25 protein-coding genes, 1 tRNA gene and 1 pseudogene are annotated in these 20,631 nt (G+C 67.8%); 17 read left to right on the top strand and 10 right to left on the bottom strand.

What is annotated here, in order from left to right; translation table 11 throughout:
- The 12 genes and pseudogenes from ACE3SG_RS27810 to hisA all read left to right on the top strand — a co-directional run.
- Positions 1 to 831 (top strand): ABC transporter ATP-binding protein (locus tag ACE3SG_RS27810; RefSeq protein WP_374569520.1); only part of this gene is annotated, 831 nt, incomplete at its 5' end.
- A gap of 70 nt (positions 832 to 901) precedes the next feature.
- The gene (locus ACE3SG_RS27815; protein WP_374569521.1) at positions 902 to 1,699 is read left to right on the top strand and encodes an ABC transporter permease; all 798 of its coding nucleotides are present in this window, start codon (positions 902 to 904) and stop codon (positions 1,697 to 1,699) included.
- 37 nt (positions 1,700 to 1,736) lie between these two features.
- The gene (locus ACE3SG_RS27820; protein WP_374569522.1) at positions 1,737 to 2,021 is read left to right on the top strand and encodes a BolA family protein; all 285 of its coding nucleotides are present in this window, start codon (positions 1,737 to 1,739) and stop codon (positions 2,019 to 2,021) included.
- A gap of 95 nt (positions 2,022 to 2,116) precedes the next feature.
- Positions 2,117 to 3,418 (top strand): UDP-N-acetylglucosamine 1-carboxyvinyltransferase, encoded by a 1,302-nt coding sequence (murA, locus tag ACE3SG_RS27825; RefSeq protein ID WP_374569523.1) that lies wholly within the window; start codon positions 2,117 to 2,119, stop codon positions 3,416 to 3,418.
- Positions 3,415 to 4,053, top strand: coding sequence for an ATP phosphoribosyltransferase (gene hisG / locus ACE3SG_RS27830; protein ID WP_374569524.1), 639 nt, complete (start codon positions 3,415 to 3,417; stop codon positions 4,051 to 4,053). The genes murA and hisG overlap by 4 nt, the downstream gene beginning before the upstream one ends.
- 15 nt (positions 4,054 to 4,068) lie before the next feature.
- Positions 4,069 to 5,388 (top strand): histidinol dehydrogenase, encoded by a 1,320-nt coding sequence (gene hisD, locus ACE3SG_RS27835; protein ID WP_374569525.1) that lies wholly within the window; start codon positions 4,069 to 4,071, stop codon positions 5,386 to 5,388.
- Between the two features lie 62 nt (positions 5,389 to 5,450).
- Positions 5,451 to 5,684 carry a CopG family transcriptional regulator gene (locus ACE3SG_RS27840; protein ID WP_374569526.1) on the top strand — a complete coding sequence of 78 codons (234 nt, stop codon included), beginning with the start codon at positions 5,451 to 5,453 and terminating at the stop codon, positions 5,682 to 5,684.
- Positions 5,668 to 6,126, top strand: a complete 459-nt coding sequence (locus ACE3SG_RS27845; protein WP_374569527.1) for a PIN domain-containing protein — start codon at positions 5,668 to 5,670, stop codon at positions 6,124 to 6,126. Before ACE3SG_RS27840 ends, ACE3SG_RS27845 begins: the two co-directional genes overlap by 17 nt.
- Positions 6,127 to 6,130: 4 nt before the next feature.
- A complete protein-coding gene (gene hisC, locus ACE3SG_RS27850; RefSeq protein ID WP_374569528.1) occupies positions 6,131 to 7,225 on the top strand; it encodes a histidinol-phosphate transaminase in 1,095 nt (364 codons plus the stop codon).
- Entirely contained in the window at positions 7,222 to 7,821 is a 600-nt protein-coding gene (gene hisB, locus ACE3SG_RS27855; RefSeq protein ID WP_374569529.1) for an imidazoleglycerol-phosphate dehydratase HisB, read from the top strand. The genes hisC and hisB overlap by 4 nt, the downstream gene beginning before the upstream one ends.
- Positions 7,822 to 7,910: 89 nt before the next feature.
- Positions 7,911 to 8,564: pseudogene (gene hisH / locus ACE3SG_RS27860) on the top strand (imidazole glycerol phosphate synthase subunit HisH); the annotation flags it as partial.
- Between the two features lie 107 nt (positions 8,565 to 8,671).
- The gene (gene hisA, locus ACE3SG_RS27865; RefSeq protein ID WP_374569530.1) at positions 8,672 to 9,418 is read left to right on the top strand and encodes a 1-(5-phosphoribosyl)-5-[(5-phosphoribosylamino)methylideneamino]imidazole-4-carboxamide isomerase; all 747 of its coding nucleotides are present in this window, start codon (positions 8,672 to 8,674) and stop codon (positions 9,416 to 9,418) included.
- Here the strand turns inward: hisA and ACE3SG_RS27870 are convergent.
- Both ACE3SG_RS27870 and ACE3SG_RS27875 read right to left on the bottom strand, forming a co-directional pair.
- Positions 9,415 to 9,795: a ribbon-helix-helix domain-containing protein gene (locus ACE3SG_RS27870; protein ID WP_374569531.1), complete on the bottom strand. Its 381-nt coding sequence runs from the start codon at positions 9,793 to 9,795 to the stop codon at positions 9,415 to 9,417. The genes hisA and ACE3SG_RS27870 overlap by 4 nt on opposite strands.
- 61 nt (positions 9,796 to 9,856) lie before the next feature.
- Positions 9,857 to 10,435 (bottom strand): DJ-1/PfpI family protein, encoded by a 579-nt coding sequence (locus ACE3SG_RS27875; RefSeq protein ID WP_374569532.1) that lies wholly within the window; start codon positions 10,433 to 10,435, stop codon positions 9,857 to 9,859.
- A gap of 164 nt (positions 10,436 to 10,599) precedes the next feature.
- On the opposite strand from ACE3SG_RS27875, the gene hisF reads away from it, so the two are divergent.
- From hisF to ACE3SG_RS27895, 4 genes are read left to right on the top strand one after another with little or no spacing between them, the layout of a single operon-like run.
- Positions 10,600 to 11,379 carry an imidazole glycerol phosphate synthase subunit HisF gene (gene hisF / locus ACE3SG_RS27880; RefSeq protein ID WP_374569533.1) on the top strand — a complete coding sequence of 260 codons (780 nt, stop codon included), beginning with the start codon at positions 10,600 to 10,602 and terminating at the stop codon, positions 11,377 to 11,379.
- Entirely contained in the window at positions 11,376 to 11,951 is a 576-nt protein-coding gene (gene rsmD, locus ACE3SG_RS27885) for a 16S rRNA (guanine(966)-N(2))-methyltransferase RsmD (protein ID WP_374569534.1), read from the top strand. Before hisF ends, rsmD begins: the two co-directional genes overlap by 4 nt.
- A 48-nt stretch (positions 11,952 to 11,999) precedes the next feature.
- Complete coding sequence (gene coaD, locus ACE3SG_RS27890; protein WP_374569535.1) at positions 12,000 to 12,503, top strand: pantetheine-phosphate adenylyltransferase; 504 nt, start codon at positions 12,000 to 12,002, stop codon at positions 12,501 to 12,503.
- Between the two features lie 18 nt (positions 12,504 to 12,521).
- Complete coding sequence (locus ACE3SG_RS27895) at positions 12,522 to 12,818, top strand: YfhL family 4Fe-4S dicluster ferredoxin (RefSeq protein ID WP_374569536.1); 297 nt, start codon at positions 12,522 to 12,524, stop codon at positions 12,816 to 12,818.
- A gap of 7 nt (positions 12,819 to 12,825) precedes the next feature.
- Here ACE3SG_RS27895 and ACE3SG_RS27900 read toward each other — a convergent pair whose 3' ends face one another.
- From ACE3SG_RS27900 to ACE3SG_RS27910, 3 genes are read right to left on the bottom strand one after another with little or no spacing between them, the layout of a single operon-like run.
- On the bottom strand, positions 12,826 to 13,266 hold the full coding sequence (locus ACE3SG_RS27900; protein ID WP_374569537.1) for a hypothetical protein: 441 nt from the start codon (positions 13,264 to 13,266) through the stop codon (positions 12,826 to 12,828).
- A 12-nt stretch (positions 13,267 to 13,278) separates the two neighbouring features.
- Positions 13,279 to 13,926 (bottom strand): aminoacyl-tRNA hydrolase, encoded by a 648-nt coding sequence (gene pth / locus ACE3SG_RS27905; RefSeq protein ID WP_374569538.1) that lies wholly within the window; start codon positions 13,924 to 13,926, stop codon positions 13,279 to 13,281.
- A gap of 8 nt (positions 13,927 to 13,934) precedes the next feature.
- Complete coding sequence (locus tag ACE3SG_RS27910) at positions 13,935 to 14,924, bottom strand: LysR family transcriptional regulator ArgP (protein ID WP_374569539.1); 990 nt, start codon at positions 14,922 to 14,924, stop codon at positions 13,935 to 13,937.
- A 126-nt stretch (positions 14,925 to 15,050) separates the two neighbouring features.
- Between ACE3SG_RS27910 and ald the strand changes: the two genes are divergently transcribed.
- Positions 15,051 to 16,166 carry an alanine dehydrogenase gene (gene ald, locus ACE3SG_RS27915; RefSeq protein ID WP_374569540.1) on the top strand — a complete coding sequence of 372 codons (1,116 nt, stop codon included), beginning with the start codon at positions 15,051 to 15,053 and terminating at the stop codon, positions 16,164 to 16,166.
- Between the two features lie 73 nt (positions 16,167 to 16,239).
- Here ald and ACE3SG_RS27920 read toward each other — a convergent pair whose 3' ends face one another.
- The 5 genes from ACE3SG_RS27920 to ispE all read right to left on the bottom strand — a co-directional run bounded on the left by ACE3SG_RS27920 (position 16,240) and on the right by ispE (position 20,626).
- Positions 16,240 to 17,652 (bottom strand): pre-peptidase C-terminal domain-containing protein, encoded by a 1,413-nt coding sequence (locus ACE3SG_RS27920; protein ID WP_374569541.1) that lies wholly within the window; start codon positions 17,650 to 17,652, stop codon positions 16,240 to 16,242.
- Positions 17,653 to 17,797: 145 nt separating this feature from the next.
- The gene (locus tag ACE3SG_RS27925; RefSeq protein WP_374569542.1) at positions 17,798 to 18,424 is read right to left on the bottom strand and encodes a 50S ribosomal protein L25/general stress protein Ctc; all 627 of its coding nucleotides are present in this window, start codon (positions 18,422 to 18,424) and stop codon (positions 17,798 to 17,800) included.
- 106 nt (positions 18,425 to 18,530) lie between these two features.
- Positions 18,531 to 19,493: a ribose-phosphate pyrophosphokinase gene (locus tag ACE3SG_RS27930; RefSeq protein ID WP_329719447.1), complete on the bottom strand. Its 963-nt coding sequence runs from the start codon at positions 19,491 to 19,493 to the stop codon at positions 18,531 to 18,533.
- A gap of 108 nt (positions 19,494 to 19,601) precedes the next feature.
- A tRNA-Gln gene (locus ACE3SG_RS27935) sits at positions 19,602 to 19,678 on the bottom strand.
- A gap of 39 nt (positions 19,679 to 19,717) precedes the next feature.
- On the bottom strand, positions 19,718 to 20,626 hold the full coding sequence (ispE, locus tag ACE3SG_RS27940) for a 4-(cytidine 5'-diphospho)-2-C-methyl-D-erythritol kinase (RefSeq protein ID WP_374569559.1): 909 nt from the start codon (positions 20,624 to 20,626) through the stop codon (positions 19,718 to 19,720).
- Positions 20,627 to 20,631 lie beyond the last annotated feature (5 nt).

Raw genomic sequence — 20,631 nt, forward strand, 5'->3', positions numbered from 1 at the left:
GGCGAGTTCTTCGGCCTGCTCGGCCCCAACGGCGCCGGCAAGACCACGCTGATCAGCATCCTCGCCGGCCTCGCGCGCGCCACCGAAGGCCGCGTGATGGTGATGGGCCACGACGTGGTCGAGCACTATGCCGACGCCCGCCGCGCACTGGGCATCGTGCCGCAGGAGCTGGTGTTCGACCCGTTCTTCTCGGTGCGCGAGGCGCTGCGCATCCAGAGCGGCTACTTCGGCGTCAAACACAACGACGACTGGATCGACGAGCTGCTCGCCGGCCTCGGCCTGGCCGACAAGGCGCAGGCCAACATGCGGCAACTCTCAGGCGGCATGAAGCGGCGGGTGCTGGTGGCGCAGGCGCTGGTGCACCGGCCGCCGGTGATCGTGCTGGACGAGCCGACCGCGGGCGTCGACGTCGAGCTGCGCCAGACCCTGTGGCAGTTCATCGCCAAGCTGAACAAGCAGGGCCACACCGTGCTGCTGACCACGCATTACCTGGAAGAGGCCGAGGCCCTGTGCGGCCGCATCGCGATGCTCAAGCAAGGCCGCATCGTGGCGCTCGACCGCACCGCGAACCTGCTGGCCGCGACCGCCGGCAGCGTGCTGCGCTTCAAGACCGACGATGCGCTGCCGCCCGACATGGCAGCGCAGGCCCGCGTGACCGGGCGCATCGCGCAGGTGGCTGCGCACGACGCCGCCGGTGTCGAGCAGGTGCTGGCCCGGCTGCGCGCCGCCAACGTGAAGGTCGAAGACCTGGAGATCGGCCGCGCCGACCTGGAGGACGTGTTCTTGTCGATCATGCAAGCCCAACCCGCCGTGGCCGAGGACGCCGCATGAGCACCGCACGATCGTCCGAAGGGGCTCATGCCCTCTCGCCGGGGCGGGCCGCCGGTTCAAGGGAGCGCCCATGAGTGCCGTCATCGACAGCCCCGCTCGAGGCACTCGGCCCTTGGCCGGCGCCCGCACGCTGTTCTACAAAGAGGTGCTGCGCTTCTGGAAGGTCGCTTTCCAGACCGTGGCGGCGCCGGTGTTGACGGCCGTGCTGTACCTGCTGATCTTCGGCCACGTGCTCGAAGACCACGTGAAGGTCTACGACACGATCGGCTACACCAGCTTCCTGATCCCGGGCCTGGTGATGATGAGCGTGCTGCAGAACTCGTTCGCCAACACCTCGTCGAGCCTGATCCAGAGCAAGATCACCGGCAACCTGGTGTTCCTGCTGGTCACGCCGTTGTCGCCCTTGGCCTGGTACGTGGCCTATGTCGGTGCGGCGATGGTGCGCGGGCTGGCCGTGGGGGTCGGGGTGCTGGTCGCCACCTTGTGGTTCGGCATGCCGGGCTTTGCGCATCCGGCGTGGATCCTCGCGTTCGCGCTGCTGGGTGCCGGGCTGATGGGTTCGCTGGGGCTGATCGCCGGGCTGTGGGCCGAGAAGTTCGACCAGATGGCGATGTTCCAGAACTTCATCGTGATGCCGATGACCTTCCTGGCCGGCGTCTTCTACTCGGTGCATTCGCTGCCGGCCTTCTGGCAGGGCGTGAGCCAGCTGAACCCGTTCTTCTACATGGTCGACGGCTTCCGCCACGGCTTCTTCGGCGTCAGCGACGTGTCGCCGTGGTTCAGCCTGGGCGTGGTGACCTTGAGCTTCGTGCTCGTGGCGGGGCTGACGCTGCGCTTGCTGCAGACCGGCTACAAGCTGCGCCATTGAGAGCTTCGAGAACGGATCAGGGATAATCCCAAGCACTATGTCCGCCCCCACCCCCGCCCAGGTCCGTGACTACATCGCCGCCGGTCTCGGCTGCGAGCATCTGGAAGTCGAGGGCGACGGCCGGCATTTCTTCGCCACCATCGTCTCGATCGAGTTCGATGGCCTGCCTCGCGTGCGCCGCCACCAGCGCGTGTACGCCGCGCTCGGCGAGCGCATGCGCGAAGAGATCCATGCGCTGTCGATGAAGACGCTGACGCCGGCCGAATGGGCCGCCGAACAGGCGAATTCCGCCCCCACCGGCGCGACCACGCCGCATCATTGACGATCCCGCTCGGGCGGCCGGCGTGATGCGCGCGGCCGCCGCCCGGGGCCCCGTCGCGCGCTTTTTCAGCCCCCACGCCTTTCGCCCCCGACCTCATGGACAAACTTCTGATTCGCGGCGGCCGCCGCCTGGCCGGTGAACTGACGATCTCCGGCGCCAAGAACGCCGCGCTGCCTGAGCTGTGTGCCGCGCTGCTGACGGCCGATGCGGCGACGCTGCACAACGTGCCCAAGCTGCAAGACGTGGCGACGACGCTGAAGCTGTTGCGCCACCTGGGCGTGCAGGTCGAGCGCAGCGAGGCCGAGCCGAACACGGTGACGCTGGACGCGAGCCAGATCACCAGCACCAAGGCGCCGTACGAGCTGGTCAAGACGATGCGCGCGTCGATCCTGGTGCTGGGGCCTCTGCTGGCGCGCTTCGGCACCGCGACGGTGTCGCTGCCCGGTGGCTGCGCGATCGGGTCTCGCCCGGTCGACCAGCACATCAAGGGCCTGCAGGCGATGGGCGCCGAGATCACCGTCGAGCACGGCTACATCCAGGCCCAGGCGCCGCTGAACGCCGCCGGCCAGCGCCGCCTGCGTGGGGCGCGCATCACGACCGACATGGTCACCGTGACCGGCACCGAGAACCTGATGATGGCCGCCGTGCTGGCCGAGGGCGAGACGGTGCTCGAGAACGCCGCGCAGGAGCCCGAGATCCCCGACCTGGCCGAGCTGCTGATAGCGATGGGTGCCAAGATCGAAGGCCATGGCACGCACCGCATCGTGATCCAGGGTGTCGACCGGCTGCACGCGCCCCAGGGTGGTCACCGCATCATCCCGGACCGCATCGAGACGGGCACCTTCTTGTGCGCCGTGGCCGCTGCCGGCGGCGACGTGATGCTGCGCCATGCCAACGCACGCCACCTCGACGCGGTGATCGACAAGCTGCGTGAAGCCGGCGTCACGATCACGGCAGGAAGCGATGACGGTGGCGACTGGATCCGCGTGCAGGCCGACAGCCAGCCGAAGGCGGTGAGTTTTCGCACCAGCGAGTACCCGGCTTTCCCGACCGACATGCAGGCGCAGTTCATGGCCGTCAACTGCATCGCCGAAGGCGCCGCGAAGATCAGCGAGACGATCTTCGAAAACCGCTTCATGCACGTCAATGAGCTGATCCGCCTGGGCGCCAAGATCGAGATCGACGGCCACTCGGCGATGGTGACCGGCGTGCCGCGCCTGTCCGGTGCCACCGTGATGGCCACCGACCTGCGCGCCTCGGCCAGCCTGGTGATCGCCGGCCTGGTGGCCGACGGCACGACGACCGTCGACCGCATTTACCACCTGGACCGCGGCTACGACCGGATGGAAGCCAAGCTGCGCGCGATCGGCGCTGACATCGAGCGGGTGTCCGCATGATCACGCTTGCGTTGTCCAAAGGCCGGATCTTCGAAGAGACGTTGCCGCTGCTGGCCGCGGCCGGCATCACCGTCAGCGAAGACCCCGAGAAGAGCCGCAAGCTGATCCTGCCGACCAACCGCGCGGATGTGCGCGTGGTGCTGGTGCGTGCGACCGATGTGCCGACCTACGTGCAGTACGGCGGCGCCGACCTCGGCGTGGCCGGCAAGGACATCCTGATCGAGCACGGCGGCGAAGGCCTGTACCAGCCGCTGGACCTGAACATCGCGAAGTGCCGCCTGAGCGTGGCGGTGCGCGACGACTTCGACTACGCCGCGGCCGTGAAACAAGGCTCGCGCATCCGCGTGGCGACCAAGTACACCGCGATGGCGCGCCAGCACTTTGCCGACAAGGGCGTGCACGTCGACTTGATCAAGCTCTACGGCTCGATGGAGCTGGCGCCGCTGACCGGGCTGGCCGATGCGATCGTCGACCTGGTGTCGACCGGCTCGACGCTGAAGGCCAACCACCTGGTCGAGGTCGAGCACATCATGGACATCTCGTCGCGCCTGGTCGTCAACCAGGCCGCGCTGAAACTGAAGCGCGACGTGCTGCGCCCGCTGATCGACGCCTTCGCCTCTGCCATCCCTCAATAGCCTTCTTTCACCGCCATGCTGAACCTGCGCCAGCTCGACACCACGCTTTCAGACTTTGAAGCCCAGTTCGAGCGGCTGCGCCATTGGTCGGCCGAGACCGACGGTGCGATCGAAGAGCGGGTGGCGGCGATCCTGGCCGATGTGCAGGCGCGCGGCGACGCGGCGGTGCTCGAGTACACCGCGCGATTCGACCACGTGCAGGCCGCGTCGGTCGCCGCACTGGAGCTGACCCGCGACGAGCTGAAGACGGCGTTCGATGCGATCACGCCGGCGCAGCGCCATGCGCTCGAAGCCGCCGCGGCGCGGGTGCGCAGCTACCACGAGCGCCAGCTCGACGCGTGTGGCCGTGGCTGGAGCTACCGCGACGAAGACGGCACGCTGCTCGGGCAGAAGGTCACGCCGCTGGACCGGGTGGGCATCTACGTGCCCGGCGGCAAGGCGGCTTACCCGTCATCGGTGCTGATGAACGCGATCCCTGCGCAGGTGGCCGGGGTTGGCGAAATCATCATGGTGGTGCCCACGCCTCGCGGCGAGAAGAACGCCTTGGTGCTGGCCGCTGCCTATGTGGCCGGCGTGCACCGCGCCTTCACGATCGGTGGCGCCCAGGCCGTGGCGGCCCTGGCCTACGGCACGGCCACGATCCCCGGCGTCGACAAGATCACCGGCCCCGGCAACGCCTATGTCGCCAGTGCCAAGCGCCGCGTGTTCGGCCAAGTGGGCATCGACATGATCGCGGGGCCGAGCGAGATCCTGGTGCTGGCCGATGGCACGACGCCGCCCGATTGGGTGGCGATGGACCTGTTCAGCCAGGCCGAACACGACGAGCTGGCGCAATCGATCCTGCTGTGCCCCGATGCCGGCTACATCGTCAAGGTGCGCGAGTCGATCGAGCGCCTGCTGCCCGAGATGCCACGCCGCGACGTGATCCGCGCCTCGCTCGAAGGCCGCGGCGCCTTGGTGCTGACCCGCTCGATGGACGAGGCCTGCGAGATCAGCAACCGCATCGCGCCCGAGCACCTGGAGGTGTCGTCCGGCGACCCGCACCGCTGGGAGCCGAAGCTGAAGCACGCTGGCGCGATCTTCCTCGGCGCCTTCACCAGCGAAAGCCTGGGCGACTACTGCGCCGGGCCGAACCACGTGTTGCCGACCTCGGGCACGGCCCGCTTCTCGTCGCCGCTGGGGGTCTACGACTTCCAGAAACGCAGCAGCCTGATCGAAGTGAGCGAAGTGGGCGCCAACAAGCTGGGCGTGATTGCGGCGGAGCTGGCTTACGGCGAGGGCCTGCAAGGCCACGCCCGCGCGGCCGAGATGCGGTTGAAGAACCCCGATCGTTGACACGAACTTCGTGATTCACGAAAATCGTGCAACACGAAGTTCGTGTTGTGATTCGAGTCTCGATGAAGAACGTCACCGTCACGATGGAAGACAGCGTCGCCGAATGGGCGAGGCTGGAGGCCGCGCGCCGCAACACCAGCGTCTCCCGGCTGATCGGCGAGATGCTGGCCGAGAAGATGCGGCATGACGATGCCTACGAGCGGGCGATGAACGAGTGGCTGCAGCGGCCGGCCTTGTTCACGTCCGACGGCTCGCCCTACCCGCAACGCGAAGAGACCTATGGCGAGCGGCTCTAACGTCTTCGTTGATGCTGGCGTCCTGCTTTGCGCAGACGACGGCGCCGACCCGGCCAAGCACCTGCGGGCACGCGAGTGGCTGAAGGTGTTGTGGACCAGCCGCCGCGGCCGCCTGTCGACCCAGGTGCTGACTGAGTACTACGCCAACGCCACCAAGCGCCTGACGCCGCCGATGCAGCAGGGCGATGCCCGCGCCGAGGTGCGCCGCTACCAGCACTGGAAACCCTGGCAGATCGACCACCAGACGGTCGAAACCGCCTGGGCGATCGAGGCCCGCTTCCAGGTCAACTGGTGGGACGCCTTGATCGTCGCCGCCGCCCAGCACCTGGGCTGCCGCTATGTGCTGACCGAAGGCCTGCCGCACGGCCAGCAGATCGACAGCGTGCAGGTTCTCAACCCCTTCCTCGTCGGCCCCGAGGTGCTCGATGCACCGGCCGCCTGATGCCATGAGCACAACCCTGTCCGACCGCATGACCCGTTACCTTCGTGCCGACGTGCAGGGCATGCACGGCTATGCCGTGCAGCCCAGCGCCGGCCTGGTCAAGGTCGACACGATGGAGAACCCGTTCGGCCTGCCGCCCGAGCTGCGCCGGCAGCTGGGCGAGCGCCTGGCCGAAGTGGCGTTGAACCGCTACCCGGCCGAGCGTGGCAACCTGCTGCGCGAGGCGCTGGCCCGGCATGCGCAGATGCCCGAAGGTTGCGACATCATGCTCGGCAACGGCTCGGACGAGCTGATCAGCCTGCTGACGCTGGCGGCCGACGTGCCGGGCAACGTGGTGCTGGCGCCGCTGCCGGGCTTCGTGATGTACGAGATCGCGGCCAAGCACCAGGGGCTGAAGTTCGTCGGCGTGCCGACCACCGCCGATTTCGAGCTCGATGGCCCGGCGATGCTGGCGGCCATCCGCGAGCACCAGCCGGCCCTCATCTACCTGGCCTACCCGAACAATCCCACCGCCAACCTGTGGGACGACGGCGTGATCGACGCAATCATCGAAGCCGCGCCCGGCCTGGTGGTGATGGACGAGGCCTACCAGCCGTTCGCGTCGCGTGATTCGCTCGAGCGCCTGAAACGCCACGAGCATGTGCTGCTGATGCGCACGATGAGCAAGTTCGGCCTGGCCGGCGCGCGCATCGGCTACATGATCGGCCGCCAGCGGCTGATCGCCGAAATCGACAAACTGCGCCCGCCGTTCAACATCAGCGTGCTGAACTGCGAAGCGGCGCTGTTCGCGCTGGAGCATGTCGACGAGTACGCGCGGCAGGCGGCCACGATCCGTGCCGAGCGCACCAAGCTGTTCGACGCGCTGGCGGCGTTGCCGGGCGTGCAGCCGTTCCCGAGCGAGGCCAACATGATCCTCGTGCGCGTGCCCGATGCGAAGCGGCTGTTCGCCGGCATGAAGGCCCGTGGCGTGCTGGTGAAGAACGTCTCCGACCTGCACCCCTTGCTGGCGAACTGCCTGCGCATCACCATCGGCACACCCGAAGAAAACCCGAAGACCCTGGCCGCGTTGCGCGGTGCCCTCGAAGAGCTCGCTCCATGACCACCGAACCCCGCATCGCCGAAGTCCAGCGCGACACCAAGGAAACCCAGATCCGCGTGCGCGTCAACCTCGACGGCACCGGCCAGGCCACGCTGTCGACAGGCATCGGCTTTTTCGACCACATGCTCGACCAGATCGCCCGCCACGGCCTGATCGACCTGGACATCGACGCCAAGGGCGACCTGCACATCGACGGCCACCACACGGTCGAAGACGTGGGCATCACGCTGGGCATGGCGGTGGCCAAGGCGGTGGGCGACAAGAAGGGCCTGACGCGCTACGGCCACGCCTACGTGCCGCTGGACGAGGCGCTGTCGCGCGTGGTGGTCGACTTCTCCGGCCGGCCCGGGCTGGAGATGGCGGTCGATTTCAAGGCCGGCATGGTCGGCGCGTTCGACACACAGCTCGCCTACGAGTTCTTCCAGGGCTTCTCGAACCATGCGCTGGTCAGCCTGCACATCGACAACCTGAAGGGCCACAACGCGCACCACCAGTGCGAGACGATCTTCAAGGCCTTCGGCCGTGCGCTGCGGATGGCGATGACGCTCGACCCGCGCTCGGCCGGTGTGATCCCTTCGACGAAAGGCTCGCTATGACGCGGACCAGCGAGCCGAGCGCCGGGCCGCCCCAAGTCGGCTCGCATCCCCTCGGGGGATCGGCGAACGTACCCGTTCGACGAGGGGCCCGCACGGTCGCGGTCGTCGACTACGGCATGGGCAACCTGCGCTCGGTGTCACAGGCGGTGATGCATGTGGCCGCGGGTGAGGGCGTGGAGGTGATCGTCACCGCGCGGCCAGACGACGTGCGGGCCGCCGAGCGCATCGTGCTGCCCGGGCAGGGTGGCATACGCGACTGCATGCGCGAGCTGCACGACTCGGGCTTGAAAGAGGCGGTGCTCGAGGCGGCGGCGAACAAGCCGTTGATGGGCGTGTGTGTCGGCATGCAGATGCTGCTGGACCATTCTGAAGAGCAGGACACGCCTTGCCTGGGCCTCATCGGTGGCCAGGTGAAACGTTTTCAGCTCGAAGGCCAACTGCAGCCCGACGGCAGCCGCTACAAGGTGCCGCAGATGGGCTGGAACCAGGTTCGCCAGGTGCGGCAGGGGGGCACGGTGCACCCGGTCTGGGCGGGCGTGCCCGACGAGTCGTACTTCTACTTCGTGCACAGCTACTACACCCAGCCGTCGGACGAGCGCCACACCGCGGGAAGCACCGAATACGGCCTGCGCTTTACCTGCGCGGTGGCGCGGGATAATATTTTCGCGACGCAGTTTCACCCCGAGAAGAGCGCTGCACATGGCTTGGCGCTGTATCGCAACTTCCTGAACTGGAAACCGTGATCCGCCTGCCCCATCGGTTGCCCGCCGGCCACCGCCCGTGATGCGCTGACTCCCGCCTTCTCACCGCTGCGCGCCCCTCCCACCTTCGTCCACTAGCCCGGCTGGCCATGCTGCTGATCCCTGCGATCGATTTGAAAGACGGTCATTGCGTTCGCCTGCAACAAGGCGACATGCAAGCCTCCACGACCTTCAGTGAAGACCCGGCCGCGATGGCGCGCCGATGGGTCGACGCCGGCGCGCGCCGCCTGCACCTGGTGGATCTCAACGGTGCCTTTGCCGGCAAGCCGGTCAACGAGCCGGCGATCAAGGCGATCCTGCGCGCCGTGGGCGACGAGATCCCCGTGCAGCTGGGCGGCGGTATCCGTGACCTCGACACCATCGAGCGTTACCTCGACGACGGCCTGAGCTACGTGATCATCGGCACCGCCGCAGTCAAGAACCCGGGCTTTCTGCAAGATGCCTGCACGGCTTTCGGCGGCCACATCATCGTCGGCCTCGACGCGAAAGACGGCAAGGTCGCCACCGATGGCTGGAGCAAGCTCACCGGCCACGAAGTGATCGACCTGGCGAAGAAGTTCGAAGACTACGGTGTCGAAGGTGTGATCTACACCGACATCGGCCGCGACGGCATGTTGACCGGCCTCAACATCGAAGCGACGGTGAAGCTGGCCCAGGCCTTGACGATCCCGGTCTTCGCGTCGGGCGGGCTGTCCAGCATTGCCGACATCGAGGCGCTGTGCGCGGTCGAAGGGGAGGGCATCGAAGGCGTGATCTGCGGCCGCTCGATCTACACCGGCGCACTCGATTTCGCAGCCGCCCAGGCCCGCGCCGACGAGCTGGCCGAGGCCGGCTAAGCCGTCGCTTCGGGAGCTGGCGGCGCACGGCCCCAACCCGGCGGCAGCTCGCGCAACACCTGCTTCGCATCCAGCGAACGGATCGGCACGCTGCGGTCCGCCGGGATGCGCTGTGCGGCCAGCAGCGCCTGGTAGCGCAGCGCGGTCACGCGCAGGAACGACGCGAAGTTGCCGACCTCGCCGCGCGCCACCACCAGCTCGTCGTACAGCCGCTCGATCAACTGCACCACGCCGAGGCCGTCACGCTCGGCGATCTCTTCCAGCACGGCCCAGAACAGGTTCTCGAGCCGTATGCTGGTGACCACGCCATGCAGCCGCACCGAGCGGGTGCGGCCTTCGTAACTCGTGGGTTCGGCGCTGATAAATATCTCGCACATGGACCATCTCGCCGGGTGGGTGTCGGGCCTACCAATGTAGGCCACGAAGCACCTCGGCCACTCAAACTTCGATGCGGGTGCCCAGCACGGCCAGGAACTGGCGGATCCACGCCGGGTGCGCCGGCCAGGCCGGGGCGGTGACGAGCTTGCCGTCGGTCACTGCGGCGTCGATCGCGATGCCGCAGTACTCGGCACCGGCCAGCTCCACCTCGACCTGGCAGGCCGGGTAGGCCGACACGCGGCGGCCCTTGATCAACCCGGTCGCGGCCAGCAGCTGCGCGCCATGGCAGACCGCGGCCACCGGCTTGTCGGCCTGCAGGAAGTGGCGGGTGATCTCGACCACGCGGCTGTTCATGCGCAGGTACTCGGGCGCGCGGCCGCCGGGGATCACCAGCGCGTCGTAGGCCTCGGGCTTCACGTCGGCAAAGCTGGCGTTCAGCGTGAAGCGGTGGCCGGGCTTCTCGCTGTAGGTCTGCGCACCGTCGAAGTCGTGGATCGCCGTGTGGATGAAGTCACCGGCCTTCTTGTCCGGCGCCACGGCATGCACCTCGTGGCCCACCGCCAGCAACGCCTGGAAGGGCACCATGGTCTCGTAGTCTTCACCATAGTCGCCGCACAACATCAGGATCTTCTTCGCCATCGATGTTCTCCTTGAAGGGGGCCGCGGTGCACCCGCGCACCGGCGGTGAACCATTGTGGTGAGCGCGTGCACCGGCGTGGTAACAGCCGGCTGTGACCCTGTTAGCGGGTGCCGGGCTGCGACAATCGGGGCCGTCGTTCCACTGCCCCGCGCCACGCTTCGCCATGCTTGCCAAACGCATCATCCCCTGTCTCGATGTCACCGGCGGCCGCGTCGTCAAGGGCGTCAATTTCGTCGAGCTGCGTGACGCCGGCGACCCGGTCGAGATCGCGGCGCGCTACAACGAGCAGGGCGCCGACGAACTCACGTTTCTCGACATCACCGCCACCAGCGACGGCCGCGACCTGATCCTGCACATCATCGAGGCGGTGGCCTCGCAGGTCTTCATCCCGCTCACCGTGGGCGGTGGCGTGCGCACGGTCGAAGACGTGCGCCGCCTGCTCAACGCCGGCGCCGACAAGGTCAGCTTCAACTCGGCGGCGGTGGCGAACCCACAGGTGATCCGCGACGCGTCCGACAAGTACGGCGCGCAGGCCATCGTCGTGGCGATCGACGCCAAGCGCCGCCATGGCGACGACTTGGCCGCGCGCGGCCCGGGCTGGGATGTCTACACCCACGGGGGCCGCAAGAACGTCGGGCTCGACGCGGTGGCCTGGGCGCGGCAGATGGCCGAGCACGGCGCCGGTGAGATCCTGCTGACCAGCATGGACCGCGACGGCACCAAGAGTGGCTTCGACCTCGAGTTGACCCGCGCTGTCAGCGACGCCGTGACGGTGCCGGTGATCGCCTCGGGCGGGGTCGGCAACCTGCAGCACCTGGTGGACGGCATCAAGATCGGCGGCGCCGACGCGGTGCTGGCCGCCAGCATCTTCCACTACGGCGAATACACGGTCGGCCAGGCCAAGGCGCTGATGGCGCAGGCCGGCGTGCCGGTGCGCCTATGAAGGCGGCTGGCGCTCGGCGCCACGAAGTCCGCATCATCGGCGGCCAGTGGCGGCGCAGCCTGCTGCCGGTGGCCGACAAGCCGGGCCTGCGGCCGACGCCCGACCGGGTCCGCGAAACATTGTTCAACTGGCTGGGCCAGGACCTGAGCGGCTGGCGTGTGCTCGACGCGTTTGCCGGTTCTGGCGCCTTGGGCTTCGAGGCCGCCTCGCGCGGCGCGGCCGAGGTGTTGCTGGTCGAGCAAGAGGGCGAACTGGTGCGCCTGCTCAACGCTTCGCGCGAGCGGCTGAAGGCAGCGAACCTGCGCGTGCAGCGGGGTGATGGGATGGCGGCGCTGCGCAGCGCCCATGCCCGCTACGAGCTGGTGCTGCTGGACCCACCGTTCGGCGCGGGCCTCGGCGCCGCCGCGCTGGCCGCTGCGGCGCGCGCCGCCGTGCCGGGTGGCTGGGTCTACCTGGAGGCCGGCGAGGCGCCGCCCACCGAGCTGCCTGCCGGCTTGTTGCCGTACCGCAGCGGGCGCGCCGGTGCGGTGCACTACGCCCTGTTCCAGGCGGGCGACAGCGCGGCGGCCTGAGCGCCCCTACACTGCCCGAGCCAACCAGCCGCCTACGAGGGCCCGACGATGACCACTGCACAGCCGCTCACCGCCGTCTACCCGGGCACCTTCGACCCGATGACGCTCGGCCACGAAGACCTGATGCGCCGGGCCAGCCGCTTGTTCGACCGGCTGATCCTGGCGGTCGCTGCCGGCCACCACAAGCGCACGATGTTCACCATTGCCGAGCGGCTGGACATCGCCACCGAGCTGGCCAAGCCCTACGGCAACGTCGAGGTGATCGCTTTCCGCGGCCTGCTGAGCGATTTCGTGGTCCAGAACGGTGGCCGGGTCGTCATACGAGGTCTGCGCGCGGTCAGCGACTTCGAGTACGAGTTCCAGATGGCCGGCATGAACCGCCAACTGATGCCCGATGTCGAAACGCTGTTCCTGACGCCCAGCGACCAGTACCAGTTCGTCAGCGGCACTTTTGTGCGCGAGATTGCCACGCTCGGCGGTGATGTCTCCAAATTCGTGTCACCCTCGGTGCTGAACCGGCTGAAAGAGCGCGTGGCCCAACCCCGCGAATAGACAAGAGAAGGCGCCACCATGGCCCTGATGATCACCGACCAGTGCATCAATTGCGATGTCTGCGAGCCCGAGTGCCCGAACGACGCGATTTCGATGGGTGACGAGTACTACGTCATCGACCCGAAGCGCTGCACCGAATGCGTCGGCCATTTCCCCGAGCCGCAGTGCGTGCAGGTCTGCCCGGTCGAGTGCATTCCGCTGAACCCGCAAATGATCGAGACGCGTGAGCAGCTGCAGCGCAAGTACCACGCGCTGATGGCCGAGAAGCGCGAGGCCACGGCGGGCCAGTCGCCGGCCGCTGACGGCGCGGGCTGAGGTCGCGTCAGCGCTGGTCGGCCGGTGGCTTGGGCGGCACGTAGCGGTCCGGCTCCGGCGTCTTCTTCTTGTGTTTCTTGACGTGCGGCGCGGGTGCCCCGGACTCGGGGGCGCTGGCCGGCGGCTCGGCCCCCTTCATGCTCGTGCCCATCGGGGCCTGCTGCGGCTGGATGGCCTTTTCGCGCCGTTGGCGCTCGGCGGCCAGGGCCTTGGCCTGCTGCTTGTCGGCTGACGCGGCAGCCCGCGCATCGGCGCGCTGTTCGGCGCTGCGGGCATCACTGGTGTTGATGGCCTGGCCGCTGGCCGCCGCGTCGGCCGCGCAAGGGACCTGCTGGTAGGTCTGGCCGCACCGGTAGACCTTGCTGTCGGCCGCCTGGGCCGCGCCGCCGATCAACCCGCACCCCAAGCACGCCAGAACCAAGGCACGGCAGTGGGCGGGGGTGGGCATGGCGGGGCTCCTTCAGGCGGGGGGATCGCCGCCCGGTGCGGCCGCAGGGGCTTCGGGCGGGCGCGGGGGCTTGGGCCGCGCGGGTTTGGCGTGGAGCTTCATGATCGCGCGATCCATCTCGCCGGCCAACATCAAATCGAGCACTTTCAGCGACTCTTCGATGTTGCGTTCGATCGCCTCGCGTTCGTCGGCCGGCGGCCTGCGCAGCACGTAGTTGGCGACCTCGGCCTTGACGCCCGGGTGGCCGATGCCCAAGCGCAGGCGCCAGAAGTCGCCGGCGCCGAGCTGGGCCTGGATGTCCTTCAGCCCGTTGTGGCCGCCGTTGCCGCCGCCTTGCTTGAGCTTCATCTGGCCCGGCAACAGGTCGAGCTCGTCGTGCACGACCAGGATCTCGGCCGGCGTGATCTTGAAAAAGCGCGCCAGCGGCGCGACCGACTTGCCCGACAGGTTCATGTAGGTCATCGGTTGCAGCAGCCACAGCGGGCCACCCTGCTCGGGCGGGCGGTTCACCCGGGCGACGAGGCCGTGGTAGGCCCGGTCTGGCGCCAGCGAGGCCTTGAGCAGGCGTGCCGCTTCGTCCACCCACCAGAAGCCGGCGTTGTGGCGCGTGGCTTCGTATTCCGGGCCCGGGTTGCCCAGGCCGACGATCAAACGAATCATGATCCGGATTATCGAGCCGGGGCCCGGGCCGGGGGGCTGGCGCCCAGGGCGGCACGCGCGCCGGCAATCACCGCCTGGCCGATCTGCTCCATCAGCCCGGTGTGGGCGGGGGTGACGGCGCGCCCGCCGGCGGCCGGCGGGGCCGGGCGGGGCTCGTCCAGGCTCAGCTTCCACTGGTGCCAGTACAAGGCCACGTCGATCGTGATCTCGGGCTTCAGCGGCCTCAGCGCGCCGCTGGTGATGTCGGGCCGGGCCAGCAGCTCGGGCAGCACCGCCACGCCCCAGCCCATGGCCGCAGCGCGGGCGCCTGCTTCGCTGCTGGGCACGAAGCGCTCTTTCAGCCGCGGCGCGCGCACGCCGAAGGCCTTGGCCACCCACTGGGCCTGCATGTCGTCCTTGCGGTTGAAGACGATGAACGGCAGCTGCGGGAAATTCAGCGGCGTCAGCCCATCGGGCATGGCCCGCTCGATGAAACCCGGGCTCGCGACCGCGACATAGCGCATGTGGCCCAGGGCCTGGCATGAGCAGCCGCGCAGCGCCTGCGCCACGGTGCTGACGCAGCCGAGCACCTCGCCCTGGCGCAGCCAGTCGTGGGTGAAGTCCTGGTCGTCGACGATCAGCTCCAGGCCGTAGCCTTCGCGCTGGCCGGTGCGCACCAGCGGGTCCAGCGCCGGCAACACCCAGGTCGCCAGGCTGTCGGCGTTCACCGCGATCGGCAGCCGTTCGTCGCGCGCCAGCGTGGTGCCCAGCTCGCGCGCCGCATCCGCCCGCAGGGCCTGCATCTGGCGGGCGTAGCGCAGCAAGACCTTGCCGGGCTCGGTCAGCCGCAGCGGGCGGGCCCGCACCACCAGCAGGTGGCCGGCGCTGGCCTCCAGCGAGCGCAGGCGCTGTGAGACGGCCGACTGGGTGATCGACAACAACTGCGCCGCACGCTCGAAGCTGCCGGCTTCGGCCAGCGCCGCCAGGCAGTCCAGCCCCGCCGGGTCGAGTGCATTCATGGGTTAACGCTAATGAAATTCATCAGAATGGCTAATGTAGCCGCTGAGATGGCAATGCACCTTGGCCGCAGCGTCGGACCGTTCCAACATGGCCCTTCCATTTCAAAACCATACGGAGACTTCACCATGCGGATCGGCCTGCCCAAGGAAATCAAGAACCATGAATACCGCGTCGGCCTGACGCCTGCCAGCGTGCGCGAGTTCACCTCGCGGGGCCACGAGGTCTTCGTGCAAAGCGGCGCTGGCGCCGCGATCGGCCTGGCCGATGAGCAGTACGCCGCCTCGGGCGCGGTGCTGCTGAAGGATGCGGCCGAGGTCTTCGCCAAGGCCGAGATGATCGTCAAGGTCAAGGAGCCGCAGCCGCAAGAGTGCGCGATGCTGCGCGAAGGCCAGATCCTCTACACCTACCTGCACCTGGCGCCGGACCCGGAGCAGACCGCGGCGCTGGTCAAGTCGGGCGCGATCTGCGTGGCCTACGAAACCATCACCGGCCCGGGCGGCGGCTTGCCGCTGCTGGCGCCGATGAGCGAGGTGGCCGGCCGCATGAGCATCCAGGCCGGCGCGGCGCACCTGGAAAAGAGCAAGGGCGGCATGGGTGTGCTGCTGGGCGGCGTGCCGGGGGTCGAACCTGCCCACGTGCTGGTGATCGGCGCCGGCGTGGTCGGCACGCACGCGATGCAGATGGCGATCGGCATGGGCGCGCGGGTGACGGTGCTGGACAAGAACGTCGACCGCCTGCGCCAGATCGACATGGTCTTCGGCAACCGCGTGAAGACGCTGTTCTCGAATGCGCAGACGCTGGAAGAGAAGGTGCTCGAGTCAGACCTCGTGATCGGCGGCGTGCTGGTGCCGGGGGCCGCGGCGCCGAAGCTGGTGACGCGCTCGATGGTGCGCTGCATGAAGAAGGGCGCGGTGCTGGTCGACGTGGCGATCGACCAGGGCGGCTGCTTCGAGACCTCGCGCGCGACGACGCACGCCGAGCCCACCTACGTGATCGACGACGTGGTGCACTACTGCGTCGCCAACATGCCGGGCGCGGTGGCGCGCACGTCGACGTTCGCCTTGAACAACGCGACGCTGGCCCACGGCCTGGCGCTGGCCGACAAGGGCTGGAAGCAGGCGATGAAGGACAACCCGCACCTGAAGGCCGGCTTGAACGTTGCCGCCGGCAAGGTCACCTACGAAGCGGTGGCCAAGGACCTGGGCTACGCCTACGTGCCGGCGGAAAGCCTGATCGGCTGATCGACAACGCACCCATGAAAAAGGCGGCGTCGCCCGAAAGGGCGCGCCGCCTTGCTGCTTCTGGTGCGGGCGATCAGGGCGCCGGAACGGTGCCGGTGATCGCGTATTGGCCCAGGCTGCCGTAGTCGCTGTAGCCGGTGGTCGGCGTGGCGTGGCCGACGCCGTCGACGACGACGTAGTACTTGCCGGCGCTGGGCAGCGTGAAGGTCACGGTGGCGGCCAGCGTGGTGTCGGGCTTGGCCTTGGCGAGCACGGTGCCGTCGGCCTTCAGGATCTTGACCAGCACGTCGAGGTTGGCCGAGCGGGTGTCCGGCGTGACGGTGACCGAGCCGGCACCGGCCTTGGCCGAGAACGAGAACGCGTCCTTGTCCTTGCGGCGCTCGATCACGCCCTTGCCCGACAGGTTGATGTTCTGGCCGTTGGGCGAGGTGGTCAGCGCGGTGGCTTTGGCGATGCCGTTGCCGTGGTCGTCCTTGCGCAGGATGCCGCCGTTGCTGCCGATCACGACGATGTCGTCTTCCTTGTTGTTGGCGTCGGTGTACTCGCCCTGGCTCCACTGGACCGTGTTCTTGTAGTAGCCCACGCCCATGATCGGTGCCCAGCCGGTCTCGCCGTCGCCGTGGCCGCCGTAGTAGCCGACCTGCGAGGTGCCGTCGTGGCTCAGGCCCAGGTTGTGGCCCACCTCGTGCGAGGTGGCCTCGGCCACGTACTTCTCGTTGCCGGTGCCCAGCATGTCCCAGAACACCAGCGCCGGCTTGTAGTAGTCGCCCACGTTGTCGTACACGCCGACATAGGCCACGCCGCCGCACGAGCAGTTGTAGACGCCGTTGTGGTTGGTGATCACCGCGGTGGTGCCGTAGACGTCGTCGGCATCGCTGGCGCGGGTCAGCTTGTCGGCCGGCGGCTGCTCGGTCGTCACGTCGATGTCGAAGGGCGAATAGTCTTCGGCCACGCGCTGCCAGATGTACTGGATGCGCTCCAGCTCGGCAGCCGAGAAGGCATTGACGTTGCCATCGAAGTCGAAGGCCTGGGCGTTGATCGTGTTGCCGTTGCTGTTCCAGGCGGTGTTCTGGATCACGGCGCCGTTGAAGTCGAGGTAGATCGTGCGCTTGGCGCCGGGGCGGCTGTGCAGCAGGAAGGTGTTGTCCAGCGGAGCCGGGGCCGCGCCTTCGACGAAGTTCTTCGAATCGTCGCTCGGCAGCGGGTGATCGAGTTCTTCCACCACGTACAAGCGGCCGCTGCGGTCCAGACGCACCAGCGGGTCACGCAGCAGCATGTCGCGCAAGGCTTGCGGGCTGCGCTTGTAGAACTTGGCGACTGCTTCGAGCTTGTCGCCGAGCAAATCGATGGCGCGTTGACCGGATGCGCCGGCTTCGGCCAACCGCAGCTCGGGGAAAGCTGCGCGTTCGGTCTGGGCCAGTGCGGGCACGCTGGCGAAGGCGAGGGCAGCCGCCGCTGCGGCAGCGCGAAGAAGGAATCGTGACATGGGTGCTCCTGTTTTGGGAGATCGATGCTAGCGAGTGGCGTTTGCAGCCAGCCCTCTGGCTAGTCCCAAAAATTGAATGCAATCGCAACAAAGAAAAAACCCCGCCGAGGCGGGGTTTGTTTCGAGGCAAAAGGTCGCGAACGACTTACTTCTTGCCCTTGCCCTTCTTCTTGTCGTCGACCGGCGCAGCGGGCGCGGCCACGACTTCTTCTTCGACCTTCGGCTCGGTCACGGCCACGACCACCGGGTTCTGGGTGCCGTGCTTGACCGCCTTGATGCCTTCGGGCAGCGTCAGGTCCGACACGTGCAGGCTCTTGCCCTTGATCAGGCCCGACAGGTCGACCGACACGAACTCGGGCAGCTGAACTGCCAGGCATTCGATCTCGATTTCGGTCGCCACGTGGCTGACCAGGCACTTGTCGGTCTTCACGGCGATCGAGTTCTCTTCGCCCGAGAAGTGCAGCGGCACCTTCTTGCGCAGACGGGTGGTTTCGTCGACGCGCTGGAAGTCGACGTGCAGCACTTGCTGCTTCCACGGGTGCATCTGGAAGTCACGCAGCAGCACCTTCTGCTTCTTGCCGGCCAGTTCCATCTCGAGGATGGACGAGTGGAAGGCTTCCTTCTTCAGGGCGAAGTACAGCGCGTTGTGATCCAGCTCGATCATTGCGGGTTGGCCGGCACCGAAAACGATGCCAGGCACCTTGCCCGAATGACGCAGGCGGCGGCTCGCTCCGGTCCCCTGCTTGCTGCGCTCGAAAGCGACGAATTCCATGACACTCTCCAATGAGTCGGGGCGTCCGCGACCAGATGCGCCCCATTTGAATGACGGCTCGCGCCGTCGACGAAAAAGACCGTCGAGCCCGAGGGCCCGGCGGTCTTCAGAAGTTGTTGTTCTGCTCGGCGAACATCGAGGTCACCGATTCACCGTCCGAGATGCGGCGGATGGTCTCGGCGAACAGGAAGGCGACCGACAGCTGGCGGATCTTCGGGCAGGCCTTGCCGGCGTCCGACAGCGGAATCGTGTTGGTGATGACGACCTCGTCCAGGTGCGAGCTCTTGATGCGCTCGATCGCTGGGCCCGAGAACACCGCATGCGTGCAATAGGCGTAGACGCTCTTGGCGCCGCGGTCCTTCAGCACTTCGGCGGCTTTGACCAGCGTGCCGGCGGTGTCGATCATGTCGTCCATGATCACGCAGTTGCGGCCGTCGATCTCGCCGATCACGTGCATCACTTCGGACACGTTGGCCTTCGGGCGCCGCTTGTCGATGATCGCCAGGTCGCAGCCCAGCTGCTTGGCCAGCGCGCGGGCGCGCACCACGCCGCCCACGTCGGGGCTGACGACCACCAGGTCGCGGTAGGCCTTGGCCTTCAGGTCGGTCAGCAGCACCGGCGAGGCGTAGATGTTGTCGACCGGGATGTCGAAGAAGCCCTGGATCTGGTCGGCGTGCAGGTCCATCGTCAGCACGCGCTCGACGCCGACGGTTTCGAGCAGGTTGGCCACGACCTTGGCCGAGATCGGCACACGGGTCGAACGCGGGCGGCGGTCTTGCCGCGCGTAGCCGAAGTAGGGGATCACGGCGGTGATGCGGCGCGCGCTGGCGCGCTTCAACGCATCGACCATGATCAGCAGCTCCATCAGGTTCTCGTTCGTCGGCGCGCAGGTCGACTGGACGACGAAGACGTCGCGGGCGCGGACGTTCTGCTGGATCTCGACGGTGACCTCACCATCGGAGAAGCGCCCGACGGATGCCTTGCCAAGCTCGGCACCGAGGTGGGTCGCCATCTCCTGGGCCAGCACCGGGTTGGCATTGCCGGTGAAGAGCACGGTGTTGAACAGCACGGGGGAACTCCGGTGGGCAGGCGGCTTGGGAGAAGAGACGAAGGCGGGTGCGCGATCTTCAGACGAGGACGGCGTGTCGATCAACACGCCGTCTCAGAGCAAGAAATTTGGCAGGGGAGGAAGGACTCGAACCCTCGCATGTCGGAATCAAAATCCGATGCCTTAACCAACTTGGCGACTCCCCTACACAGGACCCGGCCTGACGGCCACGCCCTTGAAACCTTTCAGCCCAGCCACCCGGCCAACGGGTGCACATCCAGGCTCCGGCACATTCGCCCGACCCAGCCCTCGGGCCAACCTTCGGTTCGGCCCTCGTGCATGGTCGCCACAGGCCGTTCGCCTGCGCCGGCTCTTGCATACACCGCGCTGCCCGAGCCCGTCATCCGGCTGTTGCCGAACCGGGCTTGAAGCCAGCGACCCACTTCGGCGACCTCCGGGCACAAAGCCTCGGCGGCGCGTTGCAGGTCATTGTGGCCCGGGAAACTGGCCAGGGTTTTTGCCCCGCCAACCTCGCTACGAACCAATGCTTCAGCGTCTGCAAGAAAGCCCGTGACTATAGCAGCTTCGGTATCACGTGTCAGCAGCGGGCTGGAAAAAATTCCTGCGGTCGGGATCGCCGCGGCCGGCTTCAGCACCGCGTAGTGCTGGGGCGTCATCGACACAGGGCTCAGTTGCTCGCCAATGCCTTCGACAAAGGCGGTATGGCCGCCGATGAAGAACGGCACGTCGGCCCCCAGGCGCTCGCCCAGCGCGAGCAGGCGCTGCCGTGACCAGCCCAGGCCCCACAGGCGGTTCAGGCCGATCAGCACGGTGGCCGCGTCGGAGCTGCCGCCGCCCAGGCCGGCACCCCAGGGCACCGCCTTGTCGATCGAGATGTCGGCGCCGAGGGTGCAGCCGCTTTCGGCCTGCAAGGCGCGGGCGGCCTTGAGGCACAGGTCGTCGGGCGGCAGCGCCGGGCCCAGGTCGTGCCGATGCAACTGGCCATCGGCACGACGCTCGAGGTGCAGCGTGTCGGCCCAGTCGATCAGCGTGAAGACCGATTGCAGCAGGTGGTAGCCGTCGGCACGGCGGCCGACGACATGCAGGAACAGGTTCAGCTTGGCCGGTGCCTGCAGGTCATACAGCGCGTTCAGGGGCA

The organism is Ideonella sp. (genome assembly GCF_041914305.1).
In the GTDB taxonomy this organism is placed as follows: Bacteria; Pseudomonadota; Gammaproteobacteria; order Burkholderiales; family Burkholderiaceae_C; genus Ideonella.

Excerpts from the sequence above, each read along its gene's own strand:
- ACE3SG_RS27875 (WP_374569532.1), bottom strand. The coding sequence starts at position 10,435 with ATGGCGAAGAAGATCCTGATGTTGTGCGGCGACTATGGTGAAGACTAC.
- rsmD (WP_374569534.1), top strand. The coding sequence starts at position 11,376 with ATGAAGGCGGCTGGCGCTCGGCGCCACGAAGTCCGCATCATCGGCGGC.
- ACE3SG_RS27925 (WP_374569542.1), bottom strand. The coding sequence starts at position 18,424 with ATGGAATTCGTCGCTTTCGAGCGCAGCAAGCAGGGGACCGGAGCGAGC.
- ACE3SG_RS27910 (WP_374569539.1), bottom strand. The coding sequence starts at position 14,924 with ATGAATGCACTCGACCCGGCGGGGCTGGACTGCCTGGCGGCGCTGGCC.
- ACE3SG_RS27870 (WP_374569531.1), bottom strand. The coding sequence starts at position 9,795 with ATGTGCGAGATATTTATCAGCGCCGAACCCACGAGTTACGAAGGCCGC.
- ACE3SG_RS27920 (WP_374569541.1), bottom strand. The coding sequence starts at position 17,652 with ATGTCACGATTCCTTCTTCGCGCTGCCGCAGCGGCGGCTGCCCTCGCC.
- hisG (WP_374569524.1), top strand. The coding sequence starts at position 3,415 with ATGATCACGCTTGCGTTGTCCAAAGGCCGGATCTTCGAAGAGACGTTG.
- hisC (WP_374569528.1), top strand. The coding sequence starts at position 6,131 with ATGAGCACAACCCTGTCCGACCGCATGACCCGTTACCTTCGTGCCGAC.
- ACE3SG_RS27815 (WP_374569521.1), top strand. The coding sequence starts at position 902 with ATGAGTGCCGTCATCGACAGCCCCGCTCGAGGCACTCGGCCCTTGGCC.
- ACE3SG_RS27900 (WP_374569537.1), bottom strand. The coding sequence starts at position 13,266 with ATGCCCACCCCCGCCCACTGCCGTGCCTTGGTTCTGGCGTGCTTGGGG.
- pth (WP_374569538.1), bottom strand. The coding sequence starts at position 13,926 with ATGATTCGTTTGATCGTCGGCCTGGGCAACCCGGGCCCGGAATACGAA.
- ACE3SG_RS27840 (WP_374569526.1), top strand. The coding sequence starts at position 5,451 with ATGAAGAACGTCACCGTCACGATGGAAGACAGCGTCGCCGAATGGGCG.
- hisF (WP_374569533.1), top strand. The coding sequence starts at position 10,600 with ATGCTTGCCAAACGCATCATCCCCTGTCTCGATGTCACCGGCGGCCGC.
- hisA (WP_374569530.1), top strand. The coding sequence starts at position 8,672 with ATGCTGCTGATCCCTGCGATCGATTTGAAAGACGGTCATTGCGTTCGC.
- ACE3SG_RS27845 (WP_374569527.1), top strand. The coding sequence starts at position 5,668 with ATGGCGAGCGGCTCTAACGTCTTCGTTGATGCTGGCGTCCTGCTTTGC.
- coaD (WP_374569535.1), top strand. The coding sequence starts at position 12,000 with ATGACCACTGCACAGCCGCTCACCGCCGTCTACCCGGGCACCTTCGAC.
- ald (WP_374569540.1), top strand. The coding sequence starts at position 15,051 with ATGCGGATCGGCCTGCCCAAGGAAATCAAGAACCATGAATACCGCGTC.
- hisD (WP_374569525.1), top strand. The coding sequence starts at position 4,069 with ATGCTGAACCTGCGCCAGCTCGACACCACGCTTTCAGACTTTGAAGCC.
- hisB (WP_374569529.1), top strand. The coding sequence starts at position 7,222 with ATGACCACCGAACCCCGCATCGCCGAAGTCCAGCGCGACACCAAGGAA.
- murA (WP_374569523.1), top strand. The coding sequence starts at position 2,117 with ATGGACAAACTTCTGATTCGCGGCGGCCGCCGCCTGGCCGGTGAACTG.
- ACE3SG_RS27820 (WP_374569522.1), top strand. The coding sequence starts at position 1,737 with ATGTCCGCCCCCACCCCCGCCCAGGTCCGTGACTACATCGCCGCCGGT.
- ACE3SG_RS27895 (WP_374569536.1), top strand. The coding sequence starts at position 12,522 with ATGGCCCTGATGATCACCGACCAGTGCATCAATTGCGATGTCTGCGAG.